Below are 15,544 nucleotides of genomic sequence, written 5' to 3'. Positions count from 1 at the left end.
TACAGGACGAGGATCGTTCGATGCGTACGCGTATGACGGGCTCCGCGCTGACGGCCGGGAACCCGCCGGGTCGTTCCGCGGCCGGGGTGGTGCAGGCGGGCGTGGTGCAGGCGGGGGCCGATATCGTCGGGCTCGAACCGCTGAAGACCTTCCGCAGCCGGTGGCCGGCGATCATCGGCGCGGTGCTGACGCTGGCGATGATCGCGGGGCTCGCGCGCGAACTGTTCGCGCACGGGCTGGCTGGACTGTCGCGGTCGGTGCCGTCCGATCCGCGATTCTATCTGTGTTTCGCGCTGCTCTACATGTCGCCGCCGACGGGGGATTACGTGATCTTCCGCCGGTTGTGGGGGATCCCGGTCGCGGGGCTGGTCGCGCTGATCAAGAAGCGGATCGCCAACGAGGTGGTGTTCGGCTATTCGGGCGACGCCTATTTCTATGCCTGGGCGCGCGCGAAGGCGCGGATGGTGGCGTCGCCGTTCGGTGCGGTTAAGGACGTCACGATCCTGTCGGCGATCGCGGGCAACGCGATCACGCTGGCGATGGTCGCGATCGCGCTGCCGCTGAGCCGCGACCTGTTGCCACCCGACGTGTTCAAGACGGTGCTGGGGTCGGCGGCGATCACCTTTGCGATCTCGCTGCCGTTCCTGATCTTCTCGCGGCGCGTCTTCTCGCTGCCACGCGCGACCTTGTGGTGGGTGTTCATGATCCACTGCATCCGGCTGATGTGCGGATCGCTACTGATCGCGCTCGCCTGGCATTTCGCGCTGCCCGGCGTGTCGATCGCGATGTGGCTGTTCCTCGCGGCGGGTCGGCTGCTGGTGTCGCGGCTGCCGCTCGTGCCGAACAAGGACCTGCTGTTCGCCAATTTCGCGATCCTGTTGATCGGCCAGGACCAGGCGCTGTCCGAGCTCGTCGCGTTCACCGCGGCGCTGACGCTGCTCGTCCACGTCATTCTGATTGTCATATTCAGCGGGCATGCGATCGCGATGAGGACGCGTGCGTGAACCGATTCCTTGGGGCGGGGATGATGCTGGCGGGGCTGGTCGCGGGTGCCGCCCCGGCATGGGCCGGCGGCCGGGCGGCCTCTCAGGAGCCGATGCTCGGCAGCGACGCGCAGGCGTGCGAGCGCGACGAGGGGCCGGCGATCGCGGCGACGATCGTCGGACTGAAGGATCGCAAGGGCAATCTGATGCTCGAGCTTTATCCGCCCGACGAGGCCGATTTCCTGCGCGGCGACCGCGACCTAATCGCGGCGGGCAAGACGTTTCGCCGGATCAGCGTGCCAGCCCCCGCGACCGGCCCGACCGCCTTGTGCATCCGTGTGCCGCATCCGGGCCGCTACGCGCTGCTGTTCACGCACGACCGCGACGGCCGGGCCAAGTTCAGTGTCTGGTCGGACGGCGCGGGGTTCGTGAAGGGCGACCGGCTCGGCCGATCGCGACCCAAGGTCGATCAGGCGATCGTCGAGGTCGGGCCCGGACTCACGCATGTCACGATCCGCGCGCAATATCTGCGCGGGCTGGGCGGGTTTGGCCCATTGGACGGCAAGTGAGGGGGCGGGCGGGCTGAGATGCGGATCGTCGACGTCAACGAATTCTACTCGCCGACCGGCGGTGGGGTGCGCACCTATATCGATCGGAAGATGGGGATCCTCGCCGATCTGGGGCACGAGCTGATCGTCGTCGCGCCGGGTCGCGAGGACCGCGTCGAGGAGCGGCCGGGTGGCGGGCGCGTCATCTACCTCAAGTCGCCGGGAATGCCGTTCGATCGCAATTACGGGCTGTTCTGGGACCGTGCGGCGATCCACCGGGTGCTCGACGAGCTCGATCCCGACGTGGTCGAATGCTGTTCGCCGTGGCGGCCGGCCTGGTTCGTCGGCGACTGGACGGGGCCTGACGGGCAGCAGCGCGCGCTGAAATCCTTCTTCATGCACAACGACAATATCGCCGCCTATGCGCAGCGCTGGTTTGCAGGGTTTGCGAGCCACGACCGGATCGAGCGCGCGTTCGGCTGGTACAGCCGGTACATGAACCGGTTCCTGACGCGGTTCGATACCGTCGTCACCAACGGGCCTGCGCTGGAGAAACGGTTGCGCGCGCGCGGCGTGCGGATCGACGCGGCGATGCCGCTGGGGATCGAGCGCGGCCATTTCTCGCCGCGGCTGCGCGACGAGGCGCTGCGCGGCCGGCTGTTGCAGCAATGCGGGTTGCCGGCGGACGCGATGCTGCTGATCGGGCTGGGCCGGCATCACGGCGAGAAGCGCTGGCCGCTGGTCGTCGACGCGGTCGCGCGCGCGGGGACAGACCTGCCGATCGGGCTGATCCTGTTCGGCACGGGCAGCCAGAGCAAGGCGATCGCACGGCGGATCGGCGGATCGCCGCATATCCGGATGTTCGCGCCGGTCTATGACCGCGAGCGGCTGGCCGCGATCATGGCGAGCTGTGACGCGCTGATCCACGGGTCGGAGGCCGAGCCGTTCGGGCTGGTCGCGTCGGAGGCGATGGCGTCGGGGCTGCCGCTGATCGTGCCCGATACGGGCGGGTGCGCCGAGATCGCGGACCGGCATGCCAGCGAGCTCTATACCGCGCGCGATGCGACCGCGGCGGCGGCGGCGATCGCGCGGCTGTTCGCGCGCGACCGCGGGATGCTCAGGCGCGCGGCGGTCGTGGCGTCGGCGCAGGTCCGCTCGGATCATGCGCATGCGGTGGAACTGGTGGACTATTATGCCGGGCTGATCGCGGCGCGACGGGGGCGGCTGGCGGCGTGACCGACAGCCGGAAGCGGGTGCCGGGGACGGCGACCGTTCCGGATGCCGCCTTCTCGAGCGCGGCGTCGAGTTGCGAATCGCCCGCGGTCGCGGCGGATTCGCCACCGGTGAGGATGACAGTGCCGGGGGCGAGGCGCAGGCGATCGCGCGCGACGAGGTGGAGCCGCGCCTCTGCCGCAGGGTCGAGCAGGGTGCGGCTGCGGAAGTAGAAGGGGCCGGCGGCGAAGCGGGCATCGGGCAGGCGGCCGGTGGCTGGCAGGATCTGCGGCGACAGCGTGACGATCGGGGCGGCGATCCGGCGCGCATCGAGAGTTCGCCTCAGCGTGGCGGCTTCGCGCATGGCGGTGACGAGCGGGAGGCGGCCGGGCTCGACGAGCGCTGAGAGCGTGGGTGCGAGGCCGAGCAGCGCGAAGACGGCCATGATCCGGGTAGTCGCGCGGGTCGGCGGTTGCGCGGTCCAGACGGCGGCGAGCGCGACGAACAGCGGGGGGAGCATCGGCAGCAGATATTGCCGCCAGGTCGGCACCGGGAGCAGCGCGGCAACCAGCCCGGCGAGGACGAGCAGGTCGGGCAGGGTGGCGCGACGACGACGGATCGCGGCGCGCGCGACGAGGACGAGGGCGGGCAGCGCGGCGCCGAGCGCGAGGAACTTCAGCGTATCGAGCGCCTTGGCGGCAAGCGAGAGCTTCCAGGGCCGTGCCGCGTAATATTCTGCGGGCGCCTGGGCGGGAAAATGCAGCGTGCCGAACAGGAAGCCTTCGGGCGACAGCGCGAACGTCCAGCCGACGAACGCGACGACCGGGAGCGCGCCGAGCGCGACCAGCCAGACGCGGTGGCGGAGATGGACCAGCGCGTAGAGGCCATAGGCGGCGGCGGGGAAGGCGTAGGAGATCTTCGCGGCGACCGCGGCGGCGAGCAGAAGGCCGATGCCCAGCGCGCCGGCGCGGGTCCGGTTGTCGCGGAGGATCAGCCAGAGCGCGGCGGCGAGGCAGGCGGCGGGAAGCGCGTCGTTGCGCGCGGTGCCGATGCTGAAGAGCAGGATGTCGGTGGTCGCGAACAGCGCGGCGCAGAGGCGTGCAGTGGCGGGGCCGGCACCGGTGCGGCGCGCGGCGGCGTGGACGAACGCGACGCTCGCGAGGCCGAGCAGCGCGTTGGTGAGGCGGAGCGCGGGCCAGGTCCAGGCGCCGGTTAGAACGGCGATGGGTGCGAGGACGAAGGGCTGGAGCGGGGTCTGGAGATAGGCGAAGTCGCGATAGGGGAGCAGGCCGTGCGCGGTGAGGACGGCCGCGGCGACATACTGGCTTTCGTCATGGTCGACGGGGCGGAGGAGGGCGAGCGCGATGTAGAGCGCGGCTAAACCCCCTAGAAGAAGGATGTTCACCCGCGAAGGCGGGTGTCCAGTCTGGGCACCCGCCTTCGCGGGTGAACAGGGGTGGGGAGGGCTGGGCTCCATTACTCGGTTCCACCCCGGCAGGTTTCGGTTCCACCTCGGCGGGATTTGGTTCCACCCCGGCGGAGGCCGGGGCCCAGTTGGGGGACGGTCATGGCTGAGGGTCGCGTTTGGTTACCCTGGCTTTCCCAACTGGGCCCCGGCCTTCGCCGGGGTGGTGGTGGCTGCCGGAGCGGTCGTGCCGAATGGGTTGGTGGTGCCCGCCGGGGTGGTGCCGGGCGGGCTGGTGTGGGAAGGAACGGGGTCAGGCTTTTACCGCGGTCAGGAAATAGTCGAGGCTGGTCGAATCGCTGAGCGTGAAGCCGGTCGCCGGCGAGAAGCCGAGGCCTTGCGTGTGGACGACGTGGAGGCCGGCGTCGCGCAGCAGCGCGGTCAGTTCTTCGGGGGTGAGGAACTTGTTCCAGTCGTGCGTGCCGCGCGGGATGCGGCCGGTGCCTTCCGCGATCGTGATCATCGCGAGCCGCGACAAGGGCGTGCGGTTGGGGGTCGACAGGATCAGCAGGCCATTGTCGGCAAGTACGCGCGCAAGGCCGCGGACGAAGCCGGCAGGGTCGCTGACATGCTCGATCACCTCGAGGCTGGTGACGAGGTCGAACTGGCCGTCGAGCCCCTCGACGCCGCCTGCGCGATAGTCGATCGCGAGTCCGCTCTGCGCCGCATGTATTTCTGCCGCGGCGATATTTTCGGGCGCGGCGTCGATCCCGGTCACGCTGGCGCCGAGCCGCGCGAGCGGTTCGCAGAGCAGCCCCGCGCCGCAGCCGACGTCGAGTGCGGTCCGGCCGGCGAGCGGGGTGAAGCCCGTGCCGTCACCGTGCCAGTGCGTGTCGACCCGGTCGCGGATGTAGCGCAGGCGGGGCGGATTGAGCTGGTGGAGCGGTGCGGACGAGCCCTTGGGGTTCCACCAGTCGGCCGCCATCGTGCCGAAATGCGCGGCCTCCCGGGGATCGATTGTTGCGCTTTCGTTGCGGTCACTTGCCAGTATCATGCGCGCTACCTATCAGGGCCGCCGCTTCGACCCAAAGGGATTTACGCTACCCATGGCCCGTATCGTGATGAAATTCGGCGGGACGTCGATGGCCGGGATCGAACGTATCCGCAACGTCGCGGCGCGCGTGAAGCGCGAGGTCGATGCGGGCAACGAGGTCGCGGTCGTCGTCTCCGCAATGGCGGGCGAGACCGACCGGCTGGTCGGCTTCTGCCGCGAGGCGTCGTCGTTGTACGATGCGAAGGAATATGACGTCGTCGTCTCGGCGGGCGAGCAGATCACAAGCGGGCTGCTCGCGATCGCGCTCCAAGCCGCGGGCTGCAAGGCGCGGTCGTGGCTGGGGTGGCAGCTGCCGATCAACACGTCGGACGCGCATGGCTCGGCCCGGATCGGCGAGATCGACACGGTCGCGCTCGATGCGAGCCTCGCGGACGGCGTCGTCGCGGTGATCCCGGGGTTCCAGGGCGTGGCGGACGGCCAGCGCGTCACCACGCTGGGGCGCGGCGGATCGGACACGTCGGCGGTCGCGATGGCGGCGGCGATGAAGGCCGATCGCTGCGACATCTATACCGATGTCGACGGCGTCTACACGACCGATCCGAGGATCGTGCCGCGGGCGCGCAAGCTCGGCAAGGTGACGTATGAGGAGATGCTGGAACTCGCCAGCGTCGGCGCCAAGGTGCTGCAGACACGGTCTGTCGGCCTGGCGATGAAAGAGAATGTGCGCGTGCGCGTGCTGTCCTCGTTCGAGGATGGCGATACCAGTGACGGACACCGCGGCACGCTGATCGTGGGCGAAGAGGAAATCGACGATATGGAACGCCAGCTCATCACCGGCATCGCGCATGACAAGAACGAGGCGAAGATCACGCTGACCCAGGTCAGCGATCGCCCGGGATCGGTCGCGGCGATCTTCGCGCCGCTCGCCGATGCGGGGATCAACGTCGACATGATCGTCCAGAACGTCGCGCATTCGACCGGGTCGACCGACGTGACGTTCACCGTGCCCTCGGCGGATCTGGCGCGCACGCTCGACGTGCTCGACAAGGCGAAGGACGCGATCGGTTTCGCGAGCCTGGTCCACGACACGCGCGTCGCCAAGGTGTCGGTGGTCGGCGTCGGGATGCGCAGCCATGCGGGCGTCGCCTCGACGATGTTCACGACGCTCGGCGAACGCGGCATCAACATCCAGGCGATCGCGACGTCGGAGATCAAGGTCAGCGTGCTGATCGAAGAGGATTATACCGAGCTGGCGGTGCGCGTGCTGCATACCGCCTATGGTCTCGATGCCGAGGATGCGGCTTGACGGACACCGTCCGTTCGTTTCGAGCATTGTCGGGAAATATGTCACGGATACTGCGCGGGGTTTTGCGACTTCGCTCGACACGAACGGGAGTTTTGTAATGACCATCGGCAGCGACCGGCTTCAGCGCCGCATGGCGCGCGGCGCCGCATTCCTCGGGTCCGAGGTCGCGATCCTTGGCGGGGCGATGTCGTGGGTGAGCGAGCGCAACCTCGTCTCCGCGATCTCGAATGCGGGCGGGTTCGGGGTAATCGCGTGCGGGGCGATGACGCCCGCGCTGCTCGATGCCGAGATCGCCGCGACGCAGGCGATGACCGACAAGCCGTTCGGCGTGAACCTGATCACGATGCATCCCGACCTGGTCGAACTGATCGCGGTGTGCACGCGCCACAAGGTCGGCCATGTCGTGCTTGCGGGCGGATTGCCGCCCAAGGGCAGCCTCGAGGCGATCAAGGCGGGCGGCGCCAAGGTCATTTGTTTCGCGCCGACGCTGGCGCTGGCCAAGAAGCTGATCCGCAGCGGCGTCGATGCGCTGGTGATCGAGGGCATGGAAGCCGGCGGGCATATCGGCCCGGTGTCGACGAGCGTGCTGGCGCAGGAGATGCTGCCCGAGATCGCCGAGCTGGTGCCGGTGTTCGTCGCGGGCGGGATCGGCCGCGGCGAGGCGATTGCGGGCTATCTCGACATGGGTGCGGCGGGCGTCCAGCTCGGCACGCGGTTCGTCTGCGGGACCGAATCGATCGCGCATGCCAATTTCAAGAAGGCGTTCATTCGCGCTTCGGCGCGCGATGCGATCGCCAGCGTCCAGCTCGACGCGCGGCTGCCGGTTATCCCCGTGCGCGCGCTGAAGAATGCGGCGGGCGAGCTGTTCTCGGCCAAGCAGCGCGAGGTTGCGGGGCATCTCGACGAGGGGCGCGTGGCGATGGGCGAGGCGCAGCTGCAGATCGAGCATTACTGGGCGGGTGCGCTGCGCCGCGCGGTGGTCGACGGCGATGTCGAGCATGGGTCGGTGATGGCGGGCCAGTCGGTCGGCATGGTCACCAAGGAAGAGCCGGTCGCGGACATCATCGCCGAGCTGATGGCGCAGGCAGCGGCGGCGCTTGAGGCGCGTGCGGCCTGATCTTTCGCCGGCCTAACACGCTGCGATCGTGCCGTTCGTCGCATTAGGGTTGCAGTCGCGTACGCGTTTTATACCCTGTTAACCTTATCGCGGCAGGTCTGTCTCGGTCGGGGGACAGCGAGGACTTAAGTCGATGAAGCGTCAGTTTGCGATGATTGCGGTGACCGCAGCCCTGCTCGCCGGGTGCGCGCGGAAGCCGGTCGAGGTCGCGGCGCCCGCACCGGCGCCGGTCGCGCCGGTGCCGGTCGCGGCCCCGCTGCCCAAGGGTGCGTTTCCGGGGATGAAGATCCCCGCGGTGCTCGCCGATGGTACCTATCCGACGCCGAACCGCAACCTGACCGAATCCGCGAAGATCTGGCACCTGCGCGCGGCGCTGAACGTCGCGGCGCTCGCGTGCCGCGGACCCGACGAGGCGGTGATCGTCGCGGGCTACAACGCGATGCTCGCCGCGCAGAAGCCGGTGCTCGCCAAGGCCGAGGCGACCTATTCGGCGGAATATCGCGCGGGCGGCGGCGACTGGCAGGATCGCTACGACGATTCGATGACGCGGCTGTACAATTTCTTCTCGCAGTCGCCGTCGCGCGATGCGTTCTGTCAGGCGGCGGGGCGCGTGCTGGCGGAGGGCGCGAGCGTGCCGGGGCCGATGCTGGCGAGCTTTGCGGCGACGCGGCTGCCGATGCTGGAGCAGCCCTTCACCGATTTCTACCGTGCGTTCGACGCCTGGCGCGGCACCGCGGTGCAGCCGCTTCCGGCACAGCGCGTGATCTTTGCGAGCAACGGCGCTGTGCCGGTCGGCGGTTCCGGCACGGCACCGCTGCCGTCCGCCGCGCCCGCCACGCCGGGGTTGCAGGCGCAGCTCCGGCCCGTCACGCAGCCGCCGCTTCCCGCCGCGCCGCGTCCGCAGCTGCAGGTCGATCCGGGCGCCCTGCAATAAGACGAGGCGTATCCGCCTGCGCCGGTGCGAAACCGCGGGCCGGGCGACGCGAATGCTTTCTTCGCGGCGATGCTTGGGTTAACAGCCCCCGGAATGGCTGACGCAGAGCAGGATCAACCGGCGGGAGGGCGCTTTGCGGGGCGCGAGCACCGGTTCGCGCTGCGCGTGTATTTCGAGGACACCGACCTGTCGGGCGTCGTCTATCATGCCAATTATCTGCGCTACATGGAGCGCGCGCGGTCGGACATGCTGCGCGTCGGCGGGATCGACCAGCGCGCCGCGTTCGAGGCGGGCGAGGGCTCCTATGCGATTGCGAGCCTCGCCATCCGCTATGCCGCGCCCGCGCGGCTCGACGATGCGCTGGTGATCGTCTCACGGATCACGCAGGTCCGCGCGGCCAGCGTCGCCATTCATCAACGAGTCATGTGCGGCGGGCTTGTCTTGGCCGAGGCGGACGTGGTGGCGGCGCTGATCGCCCCCAACGGCCGGCCGCGTCGCCAGCCGCGCGCATGGACTGACATCTACGAACGCCTTGTCTGGCAGGGGGAAGCATGAATCCGGTTCTGACTATGGATAGCGCGACATTGTCGCCGATCCACTTGTTCCTACAGGCCGATCTGGTCGTGAAGGGCGTGATGATCGGGCTGCTGCTCGCCAGCGTCTGGACCTGGGCGCTGATCGTCGCGTTCTGGCGGCGGCTGGGCAAGACGCGCAAGGGGCTGGTGCGGTTCGAGCGCGACTTCTGGAAGGCCGAGGACATCGACGTGTTCTACAAGGCCGAGAGCGAGACCGACCTGCCGTCGGCGCGCGTGTTCTCGGCCGGGGTGACCGAGTGGCGGCGGTCGACCGCGGGCGGCACGATCGACAAGGCCGGGACGCGCGAGCGGCTCGCCACGACGATGGGCGCGGCAGTCGCGCACGAGATCGACACGCTGTCGGACCGGCTGAACGTGCTGGCGACGGTCGGATCGGTGGCGCCGTTCGTCGGGCTGTTCGGCACCGTCTGGGGCATCATGCGCAGCTTCACGAGCATCGCGGCGGCGCAGAACACCTCGCTCGCCGTCGTCGCGCCGGGGATCGCGGAGGCGCTGTTCGCGACCGCTATCGGCCTGTTCGCGGCCATCCCGGCGGTGATCGCGTACAACCGCTTCAGCCACGGCATCAACCGGATCGAGGCGAGCCTCAACCGCTTTGCCGACGGCTTCCACGCGACGCTGTCGCGGCAGCTGGACGGCGCGCGATGAGCGGCCGGCCGGTGCTGTGCATGGGAGGCGCGTAGATGGCGATGAACCTTCCTTCGGGTCGCGGTCGCGGTCGCCGGGCGCCGATGGCGGACATCAACGTCACGCCGATGGTCGACGTGATGCTGGTGCTGCTGATCATCTTCATGGTGACCGCGCCGCTGATGACCGCGGGCGTGCCGGTGAACCTGCCCGATGCGCGTGCCAAGGCGCTGGACCAGGAGCAGAAACCCGTCGAGATCTCGATGGATGCGACGGGCGCGGTGTTCATCGACCAGGACCAGATCGGCGAGGACGCGCTGCCGGTACGGCTCGCCTCGATCGCGGCGAGCCGGGCGGTCGGCAACGAGCCGCAGGTGCTGCTGCGCGCGGACCGCAAGCTCGACTACGGCCGGGTGATGCGCGTGATGGGCGAGCTCAACCGCGCCGGGCTGAACCGCGTCGCGCTGGTGACGGTCGAGGGCACCCCCAACTGATGTCGCGGCGGTGATGGGCCCTTGGTGATGGATCGCTCCGAAAAGATCGGGTTCGGCGTCGCGCTGGTCGGGCATGTCGTGCTGTTCGCGCTGTTGTCGGTCGGGTTTCTCGACACGCCCGAGCCGCCCAAGCCCGTCCAGCAGCCGATCGACATCAGCCTGGTGCCCGACGTGGCGCTCGAGGCGACCGCGCCGCAATCGGCGGAGACGCCCGCCGAATCGGTCGCGCCCGACGAGGGCACGCCCGAGGATGCGGCCCCGCCCGCGCCGCAGGAGGCCGAGCCCGAGCCGCAGCCGGATCCGGTGCCGCCTGCGCCGCAGCCGGCCCCACCCAAGCCTGCGCCCAAACCTGCGCCCCCCAAACCGGCGCCAAAGCCCGAGCCGAAGCCCGAGCCCAAGCCGGTGGCCAAGCCCAGGCCCGCGCCGCCGAAGCCGGTATCGAAGCCCGCGCCCGTCCCGAAGCCGGTGGCCAAGCCTGCGCCGGCCAAGCCGAGCCCGGCGAAATCCAAGCCTGCGCCCGCGAAACCGGCGGCCAAGCCATCGCCCGCAAAGGCGGCACCGGCAAAGAGCGCGGCCAAATCGAATGCGGCGCCCGCCAAGAGTGCGGCGTCCTCGGCAAAGCCCGCCAAGCCTTCGGCGACCAAGGGCAGCGGATCGACCGCAGAGGCCAAGGCGGCACGGCCGCGCGGGTCGCGGCTGGGCGACAATTTCCTGAAAGGCCTGTCGGCGGATCCGTCGCCGAGCAAGTCGGAAGCGCCCAAGGCGGCCAAGCTGGGTGCGCAGGCGGCGGCCAATATCGGCTCGGCGATCCTGCGGCAGGTGCAGCCCTGCGCGAACCGGCAGGTGACGCCGGGGCCGGGCGCGGAGCGGATCCGCGTGACGATCAACCTGAAGCTGAACCGCGACGGGACGCTGAAGTCGCGGCCGACGATCACCGGGCATGCGGGCGTCGACGACGAGAACAGGCGCTATGTCGACCGCGTCGACGATCTCGCGATCGCGACCTTCACGGGCTGTTCGCCGCTGCGCGGTTTGCCCGACGACCTGTATGACGTGCAGAATGGCTGGAGCAATTTCAGCCTGCGTTACAAGCTTCCCGGATGAGGATGTCCGTTATGTTCCGATCGCTGTCCCCCCGCCGGCCCGCCATGATCTCCAGCCTCCTCCCCGGCGAAGGCCGGGGCCCAGGTGGAGAGGTTTTCGTAACGGCGCGCACCGTTCTTGCGGGAGCGTCCCCCAGCTGGGCCCCGGCCTTCGCCGGGGTGGGGTCTGGGGTGAGGGCGGTGCTTGCTTCGGTCGGGTTGATGGCACTCGTTGCCGGCGGTGCGGCCAGTGCGCAGGATGCGCCGGCGCCCGTTCCGCAGGCGGGCACGCCGGCGGCGGCGGAGGATCAGTCCGGCGGGCTGGTGGTCGACGTGACGGGCGGGATTTCCGCGCCGATGCCGATCGCAGTGCCGGTGATGCCGACGTCCGCGGTGGTGTCGACGCCGGCGGGGTCGACCGACGTGCTCGGCCGGCAGCTTGCCGATATCGTCACCAACGACCTGCGCAATTCGGGGCTGTTCACGCCGCTCGCCCCCGGGCAGCTGCGCGCGATCGGCTTTCCCGAGGTTACCGCACCGGGGTTCGATTACTGGGGCAGCACGGGTGCGCAGGCGCTGGTGCAGGGCTTCATCCGCGCGAATGGCGACGGGAACCTGACCGTCGGCTGCTATCTGTACGACGTGTCGTCGCGCGCCGAGCTGACCCGGCAGGGGTTCGTCGTGCCGCCGTCCGACTGGCGGCGTGCCGGGCATAAATGTGCGGACATGGTCTATACGCGGCTGACCGGCGAGGGCGCCTATTTCGACAGCCGGGTCGTCTATGTGTCGGAAACCGGGCCGAAGAATCGCCGGATCAAGCGGCTGGCGATCATGGACCAGGACGGTGCCAATCACCGGTTCCTGACCAATGGCCAGTCGATCGTGCTGACGCCGCGGTTCGCGCCGAACCAGCAGTCGATCGTGTATATGAGCTATGTGAACAACCGGCCGGCGATCTATGTCTATGACATCGGCACCGGGCGGCAGCGGCTCGTGGTGCAGAATGCCAGCCTGACCTTTGCGCCGCGCTTCTCGCCCGATGGCCGCAACATCCTGTTCTCAATGGCGCAGGGCGGCAATACGGACGTGTACCGCGTGTCGTCGCAGGGTGGCGCGCCGCAGCGGCTGACCAATTCGCCGGGGATCGACACCGGCGGGAGCTATTCGCCCGACGGATCGAAAATCGTGTTCGAGAGCGACCGGTCGGGCGGGCAGCAGATCTATGTCATGAACGCCGACGGATCGAACCAGCAGCGGATCAGCTTCGGCGGCGGGCGCTATGCGACGCCGGTATGGAGCCCGCGCGGCGACCTGATCGCGTTCACCAAGCTGGGCGGGGGGTTCCGGATCGGGATCATGAGCCCGAGCGGCGGTGGCGAGAAGCTGCTGACCAACGACTGGCAGGACGAGGGGCCGAGCTGGTCGCCGAACGGCCGCGTGATCAACTTCTTCCGCTCGGGACGCGGCGGCGGGGGCAAGGCGGATCTTTGGTCCGTCGACCTGACGGGCGTCAACGAGCGCAAGATTCCGACCCCGCTCGACGGGTCGGATCCAGCCTGGGGCCCGCTGCGGCCCTAGACCGATTATGTAATCTATGTTGGAATATGTTCCGACCACGGGAGAAGATGTGATGGCCAAGTTTACGACAACGCTGCTGTGCGCGACCGCGCTGATCGCCGTCGCGGGCTGCGCCAAGAAGCGGCCCGAGACCCTGCCGCCCGCCCCCGTCGATTCGTCGGCGGGCGTCGACCCGACCGGCGGGCTGGCCAATGGCGGGGCGAACGGCGCGATCGTGCCCGGGTCGGACGCCGATTTCCGTCGCTCGGTGCAGAGCAACACGGTCAACTTCGCGCTCGACATGTACGATATCGATCCGACCGCGCGCGCGATCCTCGACAGCCAGGCCGAGTGGCTGGCGCGCAACCCCAATGTCCGGATCACGATCGAGGGGCATTGCGACGAGCGCGGCACGCGCGAGTATAACCTGGCGCTGGGCGACCGGCGGGCCAATTCGGCGAAGAACTATCTGGCGGCACGCGGCGTGTCGGCGTCGCGGATGACGACGATCAGCTATGGGTCGGAGCGGCCGGTGGCGCAGGGGTCGGACGATGCGGCTTGGGCGGAGAACCGCCGGGCGGTTACGATTGTGCTGAACTAAACGCGTTTATTGGTGGGGTGTTGGGCTTTTGCTCCCTACGCCTCGTCATCCCCGCGGAGGCGGGGATCCAGACTGGCTAACGGTCGGACATGGTCGCGAGGGTAGCCGGTCTGGGTTCCCGCCTTCGCGGGAATGACTTTGGGCTGGGGGTGTCTTGAGCCTCGTGCCCTCACCCTCCCATGCGCAAGGGCGCATGGGCCCCTCCCTCTCCCCCGAGGGGAGAGGGGTTTTAGGTCAGGGCTTTGTCTAGAAGTTTTGCCAGGCGGAGGCCGCCTTTGCGGACTTCTTCGCGCGAGACGGGGGCGATGCGGGCGATCGTGGCTTCGTCGAGTTTCACGCGCGGGGGGACGGGGGCGCAGGCGTTGCCGCCCAGCGCGGAGGCATAGGTGACGTCGTGCGCGACCTGCCAGCTTTCGCGGCTCCAGTCGGCGACGGTGCCGGCGGCGATGCGCGCGCGTTCGGCGGCGGGGTAGCGGCGCACGAGCGACGGTGGCGCGGAGATTGCGCGCTCGGCGAGCGTGCCGTCCCAGACCGAGTGGAGATTGAGCCGGGCGGGGGCGTAGATGCCGTAATCGGTCTTCACGTCGTTGCCGCCCTTGTCATGGCGATCGCCCGCGTGGAGCGGCTGGTGGAGATCGCCGACGAAGTGGATGAGGAAGGCGAGCGCCTGGACGCGATCGTGCGGCGACGTCTTGCGGTCGCGGAGCAGGGTCACGTCGCGGTCGATCTGCGCGGAGACGCAGTCGCCATCCTTGCAGGCAGGCGTCAGGTCGAACGGCGCGCAGACATCGACATTCTGGTAATGCCAGCTGTACGCAAAGCCGAAGCGCGACTTGCCGTCGGCGGTCTTGAGCGGCTTTATGCAGTCCGCCCAGACACTTGCCTCTTCGATCGTGCCGGCGGGGCATTCGGGGGTGTCGAGCAGCGCCTGCTGCGCGAGGATGCGGCGGATCGCGACCTTGGTGCGCGGCGCGACATTGGCATAGGCGATCTGCGCGACCGTCTCATGCCCATATTCCCAATAGGCGGTGGCGGGGGCGGCGGTCAGCGCGGTCGCGGCGAGCAGGCCGAGCGCGGTCAGGGGCTTGCGAATCATGGCTGCTCACTAGCGTAGATGGCGACGCTGCGCGCGCCCTTTGCGGACGCGGTGCCGCGGTACATGCCCGGCGTGGTGAACGACCAGGCCATGCTGCCATCGGGGGCGACGACGATCGCGCCGCCGGTGCCGCCGAGCGCGCGGACTTCGGCGAGGACCGCCTCGGTCGCCGTCTCGAGCGGTTCGCCGGTCAGGCGGACGCGCGCGGCGATCTCATGCCCGACGCCGACGCGCAGGAAGAACTCGCCCGAGCCGGTGCACGAGACCGCGCAGGCGCGGTCGTCGGCGAAGGTACCGGCACCAATGACGGGCGAATCGCCGATCCGGCCCCAACGCTTGCCGGTGACGCCGCCGGTCGAGGTGGCGGCGGCGACATGGCCGTTACCGTCGCAGGCGACCGCGCCGACGGTGCCGTATTTCATGTCGACGTCGAACATGTCGCCGCTCGCCTGGAGCTCGGCGAACTGGCGGCGGCGCTCGTCGGTGGCGAACCAGTCCTGATCCGCCTGTTCGAGGCCATGTTCGCGCGAAAACGCGTCGGCGCCGGTACTTGCCAGGAAGACGTGGCGGCCGTCGTCGAGGATCGCGCGGGCAAGACCGACCGGGCTGCGCGTCGCGGTGGCGGCGGCGACGGCGCCGGCGGCGCGCGTACGGCCGTCCATGATCGCGGCGTCGAGCTCGATCCCGCCGTCATGCGTGAAGACCGCGCCGCGGCCCGAATTGAAGTGCGGATCATCCTCGAGCACGCGGACCGCGGCCTCGACCGCGTCGAGCGCGGTGCCGCCGCCCGAAAGCACCGCGGCGCCGGCGTCGAGTGCGCGCGACAGGCCGGCGCGCGCGCCCGAATCCTGGTCGGCGGAGAGCATCTCGCGGTCGAGCTTGCCCGCGCCGCCGTGGATGACGAGGGTCCAGTTGGGTTGGGGCATGGGGGC

The 15,544-nt window shown here is 69.4% G+C and carries 16 protein-coding genes; 12 read left to right on the top strand and 4 right to left on the bottom strand.

All coding sequences use genetic code 11. The annotated features are described in order from the left end of the window. Nucleotides 1–20 precede the first annotated feature (20 nt). Genes IFT71_RS09455 through IFT71_RS09445 form a run of 3 tightly spaced genes read left to right on the top strand, consistent with a single transcriptional unit; the run spans nt 21 to nt 2,767 of the window. Entirely contained in the window at nt 21–1,004 is a 984-nt protein-coding gene (locus IFT71_RS09455) for a hypothetical protein (protein ID WP_244654854.1), read from the top strand. A 20-nt stretch (nt 1,005–1,024) separates the two neighbouring features. Further along, complete coding sequence (locus IFT71_RS09450) at nt 1,025–1,552, top strand: DUF2141 domain-containing protein (protein ID WP_192141207.1); 528 nt, start codon at nt 1,025–1,027, stop codon at nt 1,550–1,552. An 18-nt stretch (nt 1,553–1,570) separates the two neighbouring features. Beyond that, nucleotides 1,571–2,767, top strand: a complete 1,197-nt coding sequence (locus IFT71_RS09445; protein WP_159512042.1) for a glycosyltransferase — start codon at nt 1,571–1,573, stop codon at nt 2,765–2,767. Here the strand turns inward: IFT71_RS09445 and IFT71_RS09440 are convergent. Both IFT71_RS09440 and ubiG read right to left on the bottom strand, forming a co-directional pair. Continuing rightward, the gene (locus IFT71_RS09440; RefSeq protein WP_192140506.1) at nt 2,649–4,148 is read right to left on the bottom strand and encodes a DUF2029 domain-containing protein; all 1,500 of its coding nucleotides are present in this window, start codon (nt 4,146–4,148) and stop codon (nt 2,649–2,651) included. The two genes, IFT71_RS09445 and IFT71_RS09440, sit on opposite strands and share 119 nt — an antisense overlap. 313 nt (nt 4,149–4,461) lie before the next feature. Continuing rightward, a complete protein-coding gene (gene ubiG, locus IFT71_RS09435; RefSeq protein ID WP_084215257.1) occupies nt 4,462–5,202 on the bottom strand; it encodes a bifunctional 2-polyprenyl-6-hydroxyphenol methylase/3-demethylubiquinol 3-O-methyltransferase UbiG in 741 nt (246 codons plus the stop codon). A gap of 52 nt (nt 5,203–5,254) precedes the next feature. Here ubiG and IFT71_RS09430 point away from each other — a divergent pair, with 52 nt between their 5' ends. From IFT71_RS09430 to pal, 9 genes are all read left to right on the top strand, one after another. Then, nucleotides 5,255–6,508: an aspartate kinase gene (locus IFT71_RS09430; protein ID WP_107931452.1), complete on the top strand. Its 1,254-nt coding sequence runs from the start codon at nt 5,255–5,257 to the stop codon at nt 6,506–6,508. Between the two features lie 97 nt (nt 6,509–6,605). Beyond that, nucleotides 6,606–7,625, top strand: coding sequence for an NAD(P)H-dependent flavin oxidoreductase (locus IFT71_RS09425; protein ID WP_031440024.1), 1,020 nt, complete (start codon nt 6,606–6,608; stop codon nt 7,623–7,625). Between the two features lie 133 nt (nt 7,626–7,758). Next, entirely contained in the window at nt 7,759–8,559 is an 801-nt protein-coding gene (locus IFT71_RS09420) for a hypothetical protein (RefSeq protein WP_192140503.1), read from the top strand. 93 nt (nt 8,560–8,652) lie between these two features. After that, nucleotides 8,653–9,114: a YbgC/FadM family acyl-CoA thioesterase gene (locus tag IFT71_RS09415; protein WP_031440026.1), complete on the top strand. Its 462-nt coding sequence runs from the start codon at nt 8,653–8,655 to the stop codon at nt 9,112–9,114. Further along, nucleotides 9,111–9,803 (top strand): protein TolQ, encoded by a 693-nt coding sequence (gene tolQ / locus IFT71_RS09410; RefSeq protein WP_192140502.1) that lies wholly within the window; start codon nt 9,111–9,113, stop codon nt 9,801–9,803. The genes IFT71_RS09415 and tolQ overlap by 4 nt, the downstream gene beginning before the upstream one ends. A 35-nt stretch (nt 9,804–9,838) precedes the next feature. After that, a complete protein-coding gene (tolR, locus tag IFT71_RS09405; protein ID WP_037531582.1) occupies nt 9,839–10,276 on the top strand; it encodes a protein TolR in 438 nt (145 codons plus the stop codon). A gap of 27 nt (nt 10,277–10,303) precedes the next feature. Then, nucleotides 10,304–11,380, top strand: coding sequence for a cell envelope biogenesis protein TolA (locus tag IFT71_RS09400; protein ID WP_192140500.1), 1,077 nt, complete (start codon nt 10,304–10,306; stop codon nt 11,378–11,380). Between the two features lie 200 nt (nt 11,381–11,580). Next, nucleotides 11,581–12,936 (top strand): Tol-Pal system beta propeller repeat protein TolB, encoded by a 1,356-nt coding sequence (tolB, locus tag IFT71_RS09395; RefSeq protein ID WP_159512884.1) that lies wholly within the window; start codon nt 11,581–11,583, stop codon nt 12,934–12,936. A gap of 52 nt (nt 12,937–12,988) precedes the next feature. Then, nucleotides 12,989–13,516 carry a peptidoglycan-associated lipoprotein Pal gene (gene pal, locus IFT71_RS09390; protein ID WP_031395926.1) on the top strand — a complete coding sequence of 176 codons (528 nt, stop codon included), beginning with the start codon at nt 12,989–12,991 and terminating at the stop codon, nt 13,514–13,516. A gap of 229 nt (nt 13,517–13,745) precedes the next feature. On the opposite strand, the gene IFT71_RS09385 is transcribed toward pal, so the two are convergent. Next, nucleotides 13,746–14,612, bottom strand: coding sequence for a S1/P1 nuclease (locus tag IFT71_RS09385; RefSeq protein WP_192140498.1), 867 nt, complete (start codon nt 14,610–14,612; stop codon nt 13,746–13,748). Further along, nucleotides 14,609–15,538 carry an isoaspartyl peptidase/L-asparaginase family protein gene (locus tag IFT71_RS09380; RefSeq protein WP_192140496.1) on the bottom strand — a complete coding sequence of 310 codons (930 nt, stop codon included), beginning with the start codon at nt 15,536–15,538 and terminating at the stop codon, nt 14,609–14,611. The genes IFT71_RS09385 and IFT71_RS09380 overlap by 4 nt, the downstream gene beginning before the upstream one ends. Nucleotides 15,539–15,544: the final 6 nt, after the last annotated feature.

The organism is Sphingomonas sp. CFBP 13733 (genome assembly GCF_014841795.1).
Classification (GTDB): Bacteria; Pseudomonadota; Alphaproteobacteria; order Sphingomonadales; family Sphingomonadaceae; genus Sphingomonas; species Sphingomonas aerolata.
The sequence above is the reverse complement of the archived record's forward strand: the minus strand, read 5'-3'. Positions and strand labels throughout refer to the sequence as shown.

Coding starts and splice junctions, on each gene's coding strand:
- IFT71_RS09455 (WP_244654854.1), top strand. CDS start 21: ATGCGTACGCGTATGACGGGCTCCGCGCTGACGGCCGGGAACCCGCCG.
- IFT71_RS09450 (WP_192141207.1), top strand. CDS start 1,025: ATGATGCTGGCGGGGCTGGTCGCGGGTGCCGCCCCGGCATGGGCCGGC.
- IFT71_RS09445 (WP_159512042.1), top strand. CDS start 1,571: ATGCGGATCGTCGACGTCAACGAATTCTACTCGCCGACCGGCGGTGGG.
- ubiG (WP_084215257.1), bottom strand. CDS start 5,202: ATGATACTGGCAAGTGACCGCAACGAAAGCGCAACAATCGATCCCCGG.
- IFT71_RS09430 (WP_107931452.1), top strand. CDS start 5,255: ATGGCCCGTATCGTGATGAAATTCGGCGGGACGTCGATGGCCGGGATC.
- IFT71_RS09425 (WP_031440024.1), top strand. CDS start 6,606: ATGACCATCGGCAGCGACCGGCTTCAGCGCCGCATGGCGCGCGGCGCC.
- IFT71_RS09420 (WP_192140503.1), top strand. CDS start 7,759: ATGAAGCGTCAGTTTGCGATGATTGCGGTGACCGCAGCCCTGCTCGCC.
- IFT71_RS09415 (WP_031440026.1), top strand. CDS start 8,653: ATGGCTGACGCAGAGCAGGATCAACCGGCGGGAGGGCGCTTTGCGGGG.
- tolQ (WP_192140502.1), top strand. CDS start 9,111: ATGAATCCGGTTCTGACTATGGATAGCGCGACATTGTCGCCGATCCAC.
- tolR (WP_037531582.1), top strand. CDS start 9,839: ATGGCGATGAACCTTCCTTCGGGTCGCGGTCGCGGTCGCCGGGCGCCG.
- IFT71_RS09400 (WP_192140500.1), top strand. CDS start 10,304: ATGGATCGCTCCGAAAAGATCGGGTTCGGCGTCGCGCTGGTCGGGCAT.
- tolB (WP_159512884.1), top strand. CDS start 11,581: ATGGCACTCGTTGCCGGCGGTGCGGCCAGTGCGCAGGATGCGCCGGCG.
- pal (WP_031395926.1), top strand. CDS start 12,989: ATGGCCAAGTTTACGACAACGCTGCTGTGCGCGACCGCGCTGATCGCC.
- IFT71_RS09385 (WP_192140498.1), bottom strand. CDS start 14,612: ATGATTCGCAAGCCCCTGACCGCGCTCGGCCTGCTCGCCGCGACCGCG.
- IFT71_RS09380 (WP_192140496.1), bottom strand. CDS start 15,538: ATGCCCCAACCCAACTGGACCCTCGTCATCCACGGCGGCGCGGGCAAG.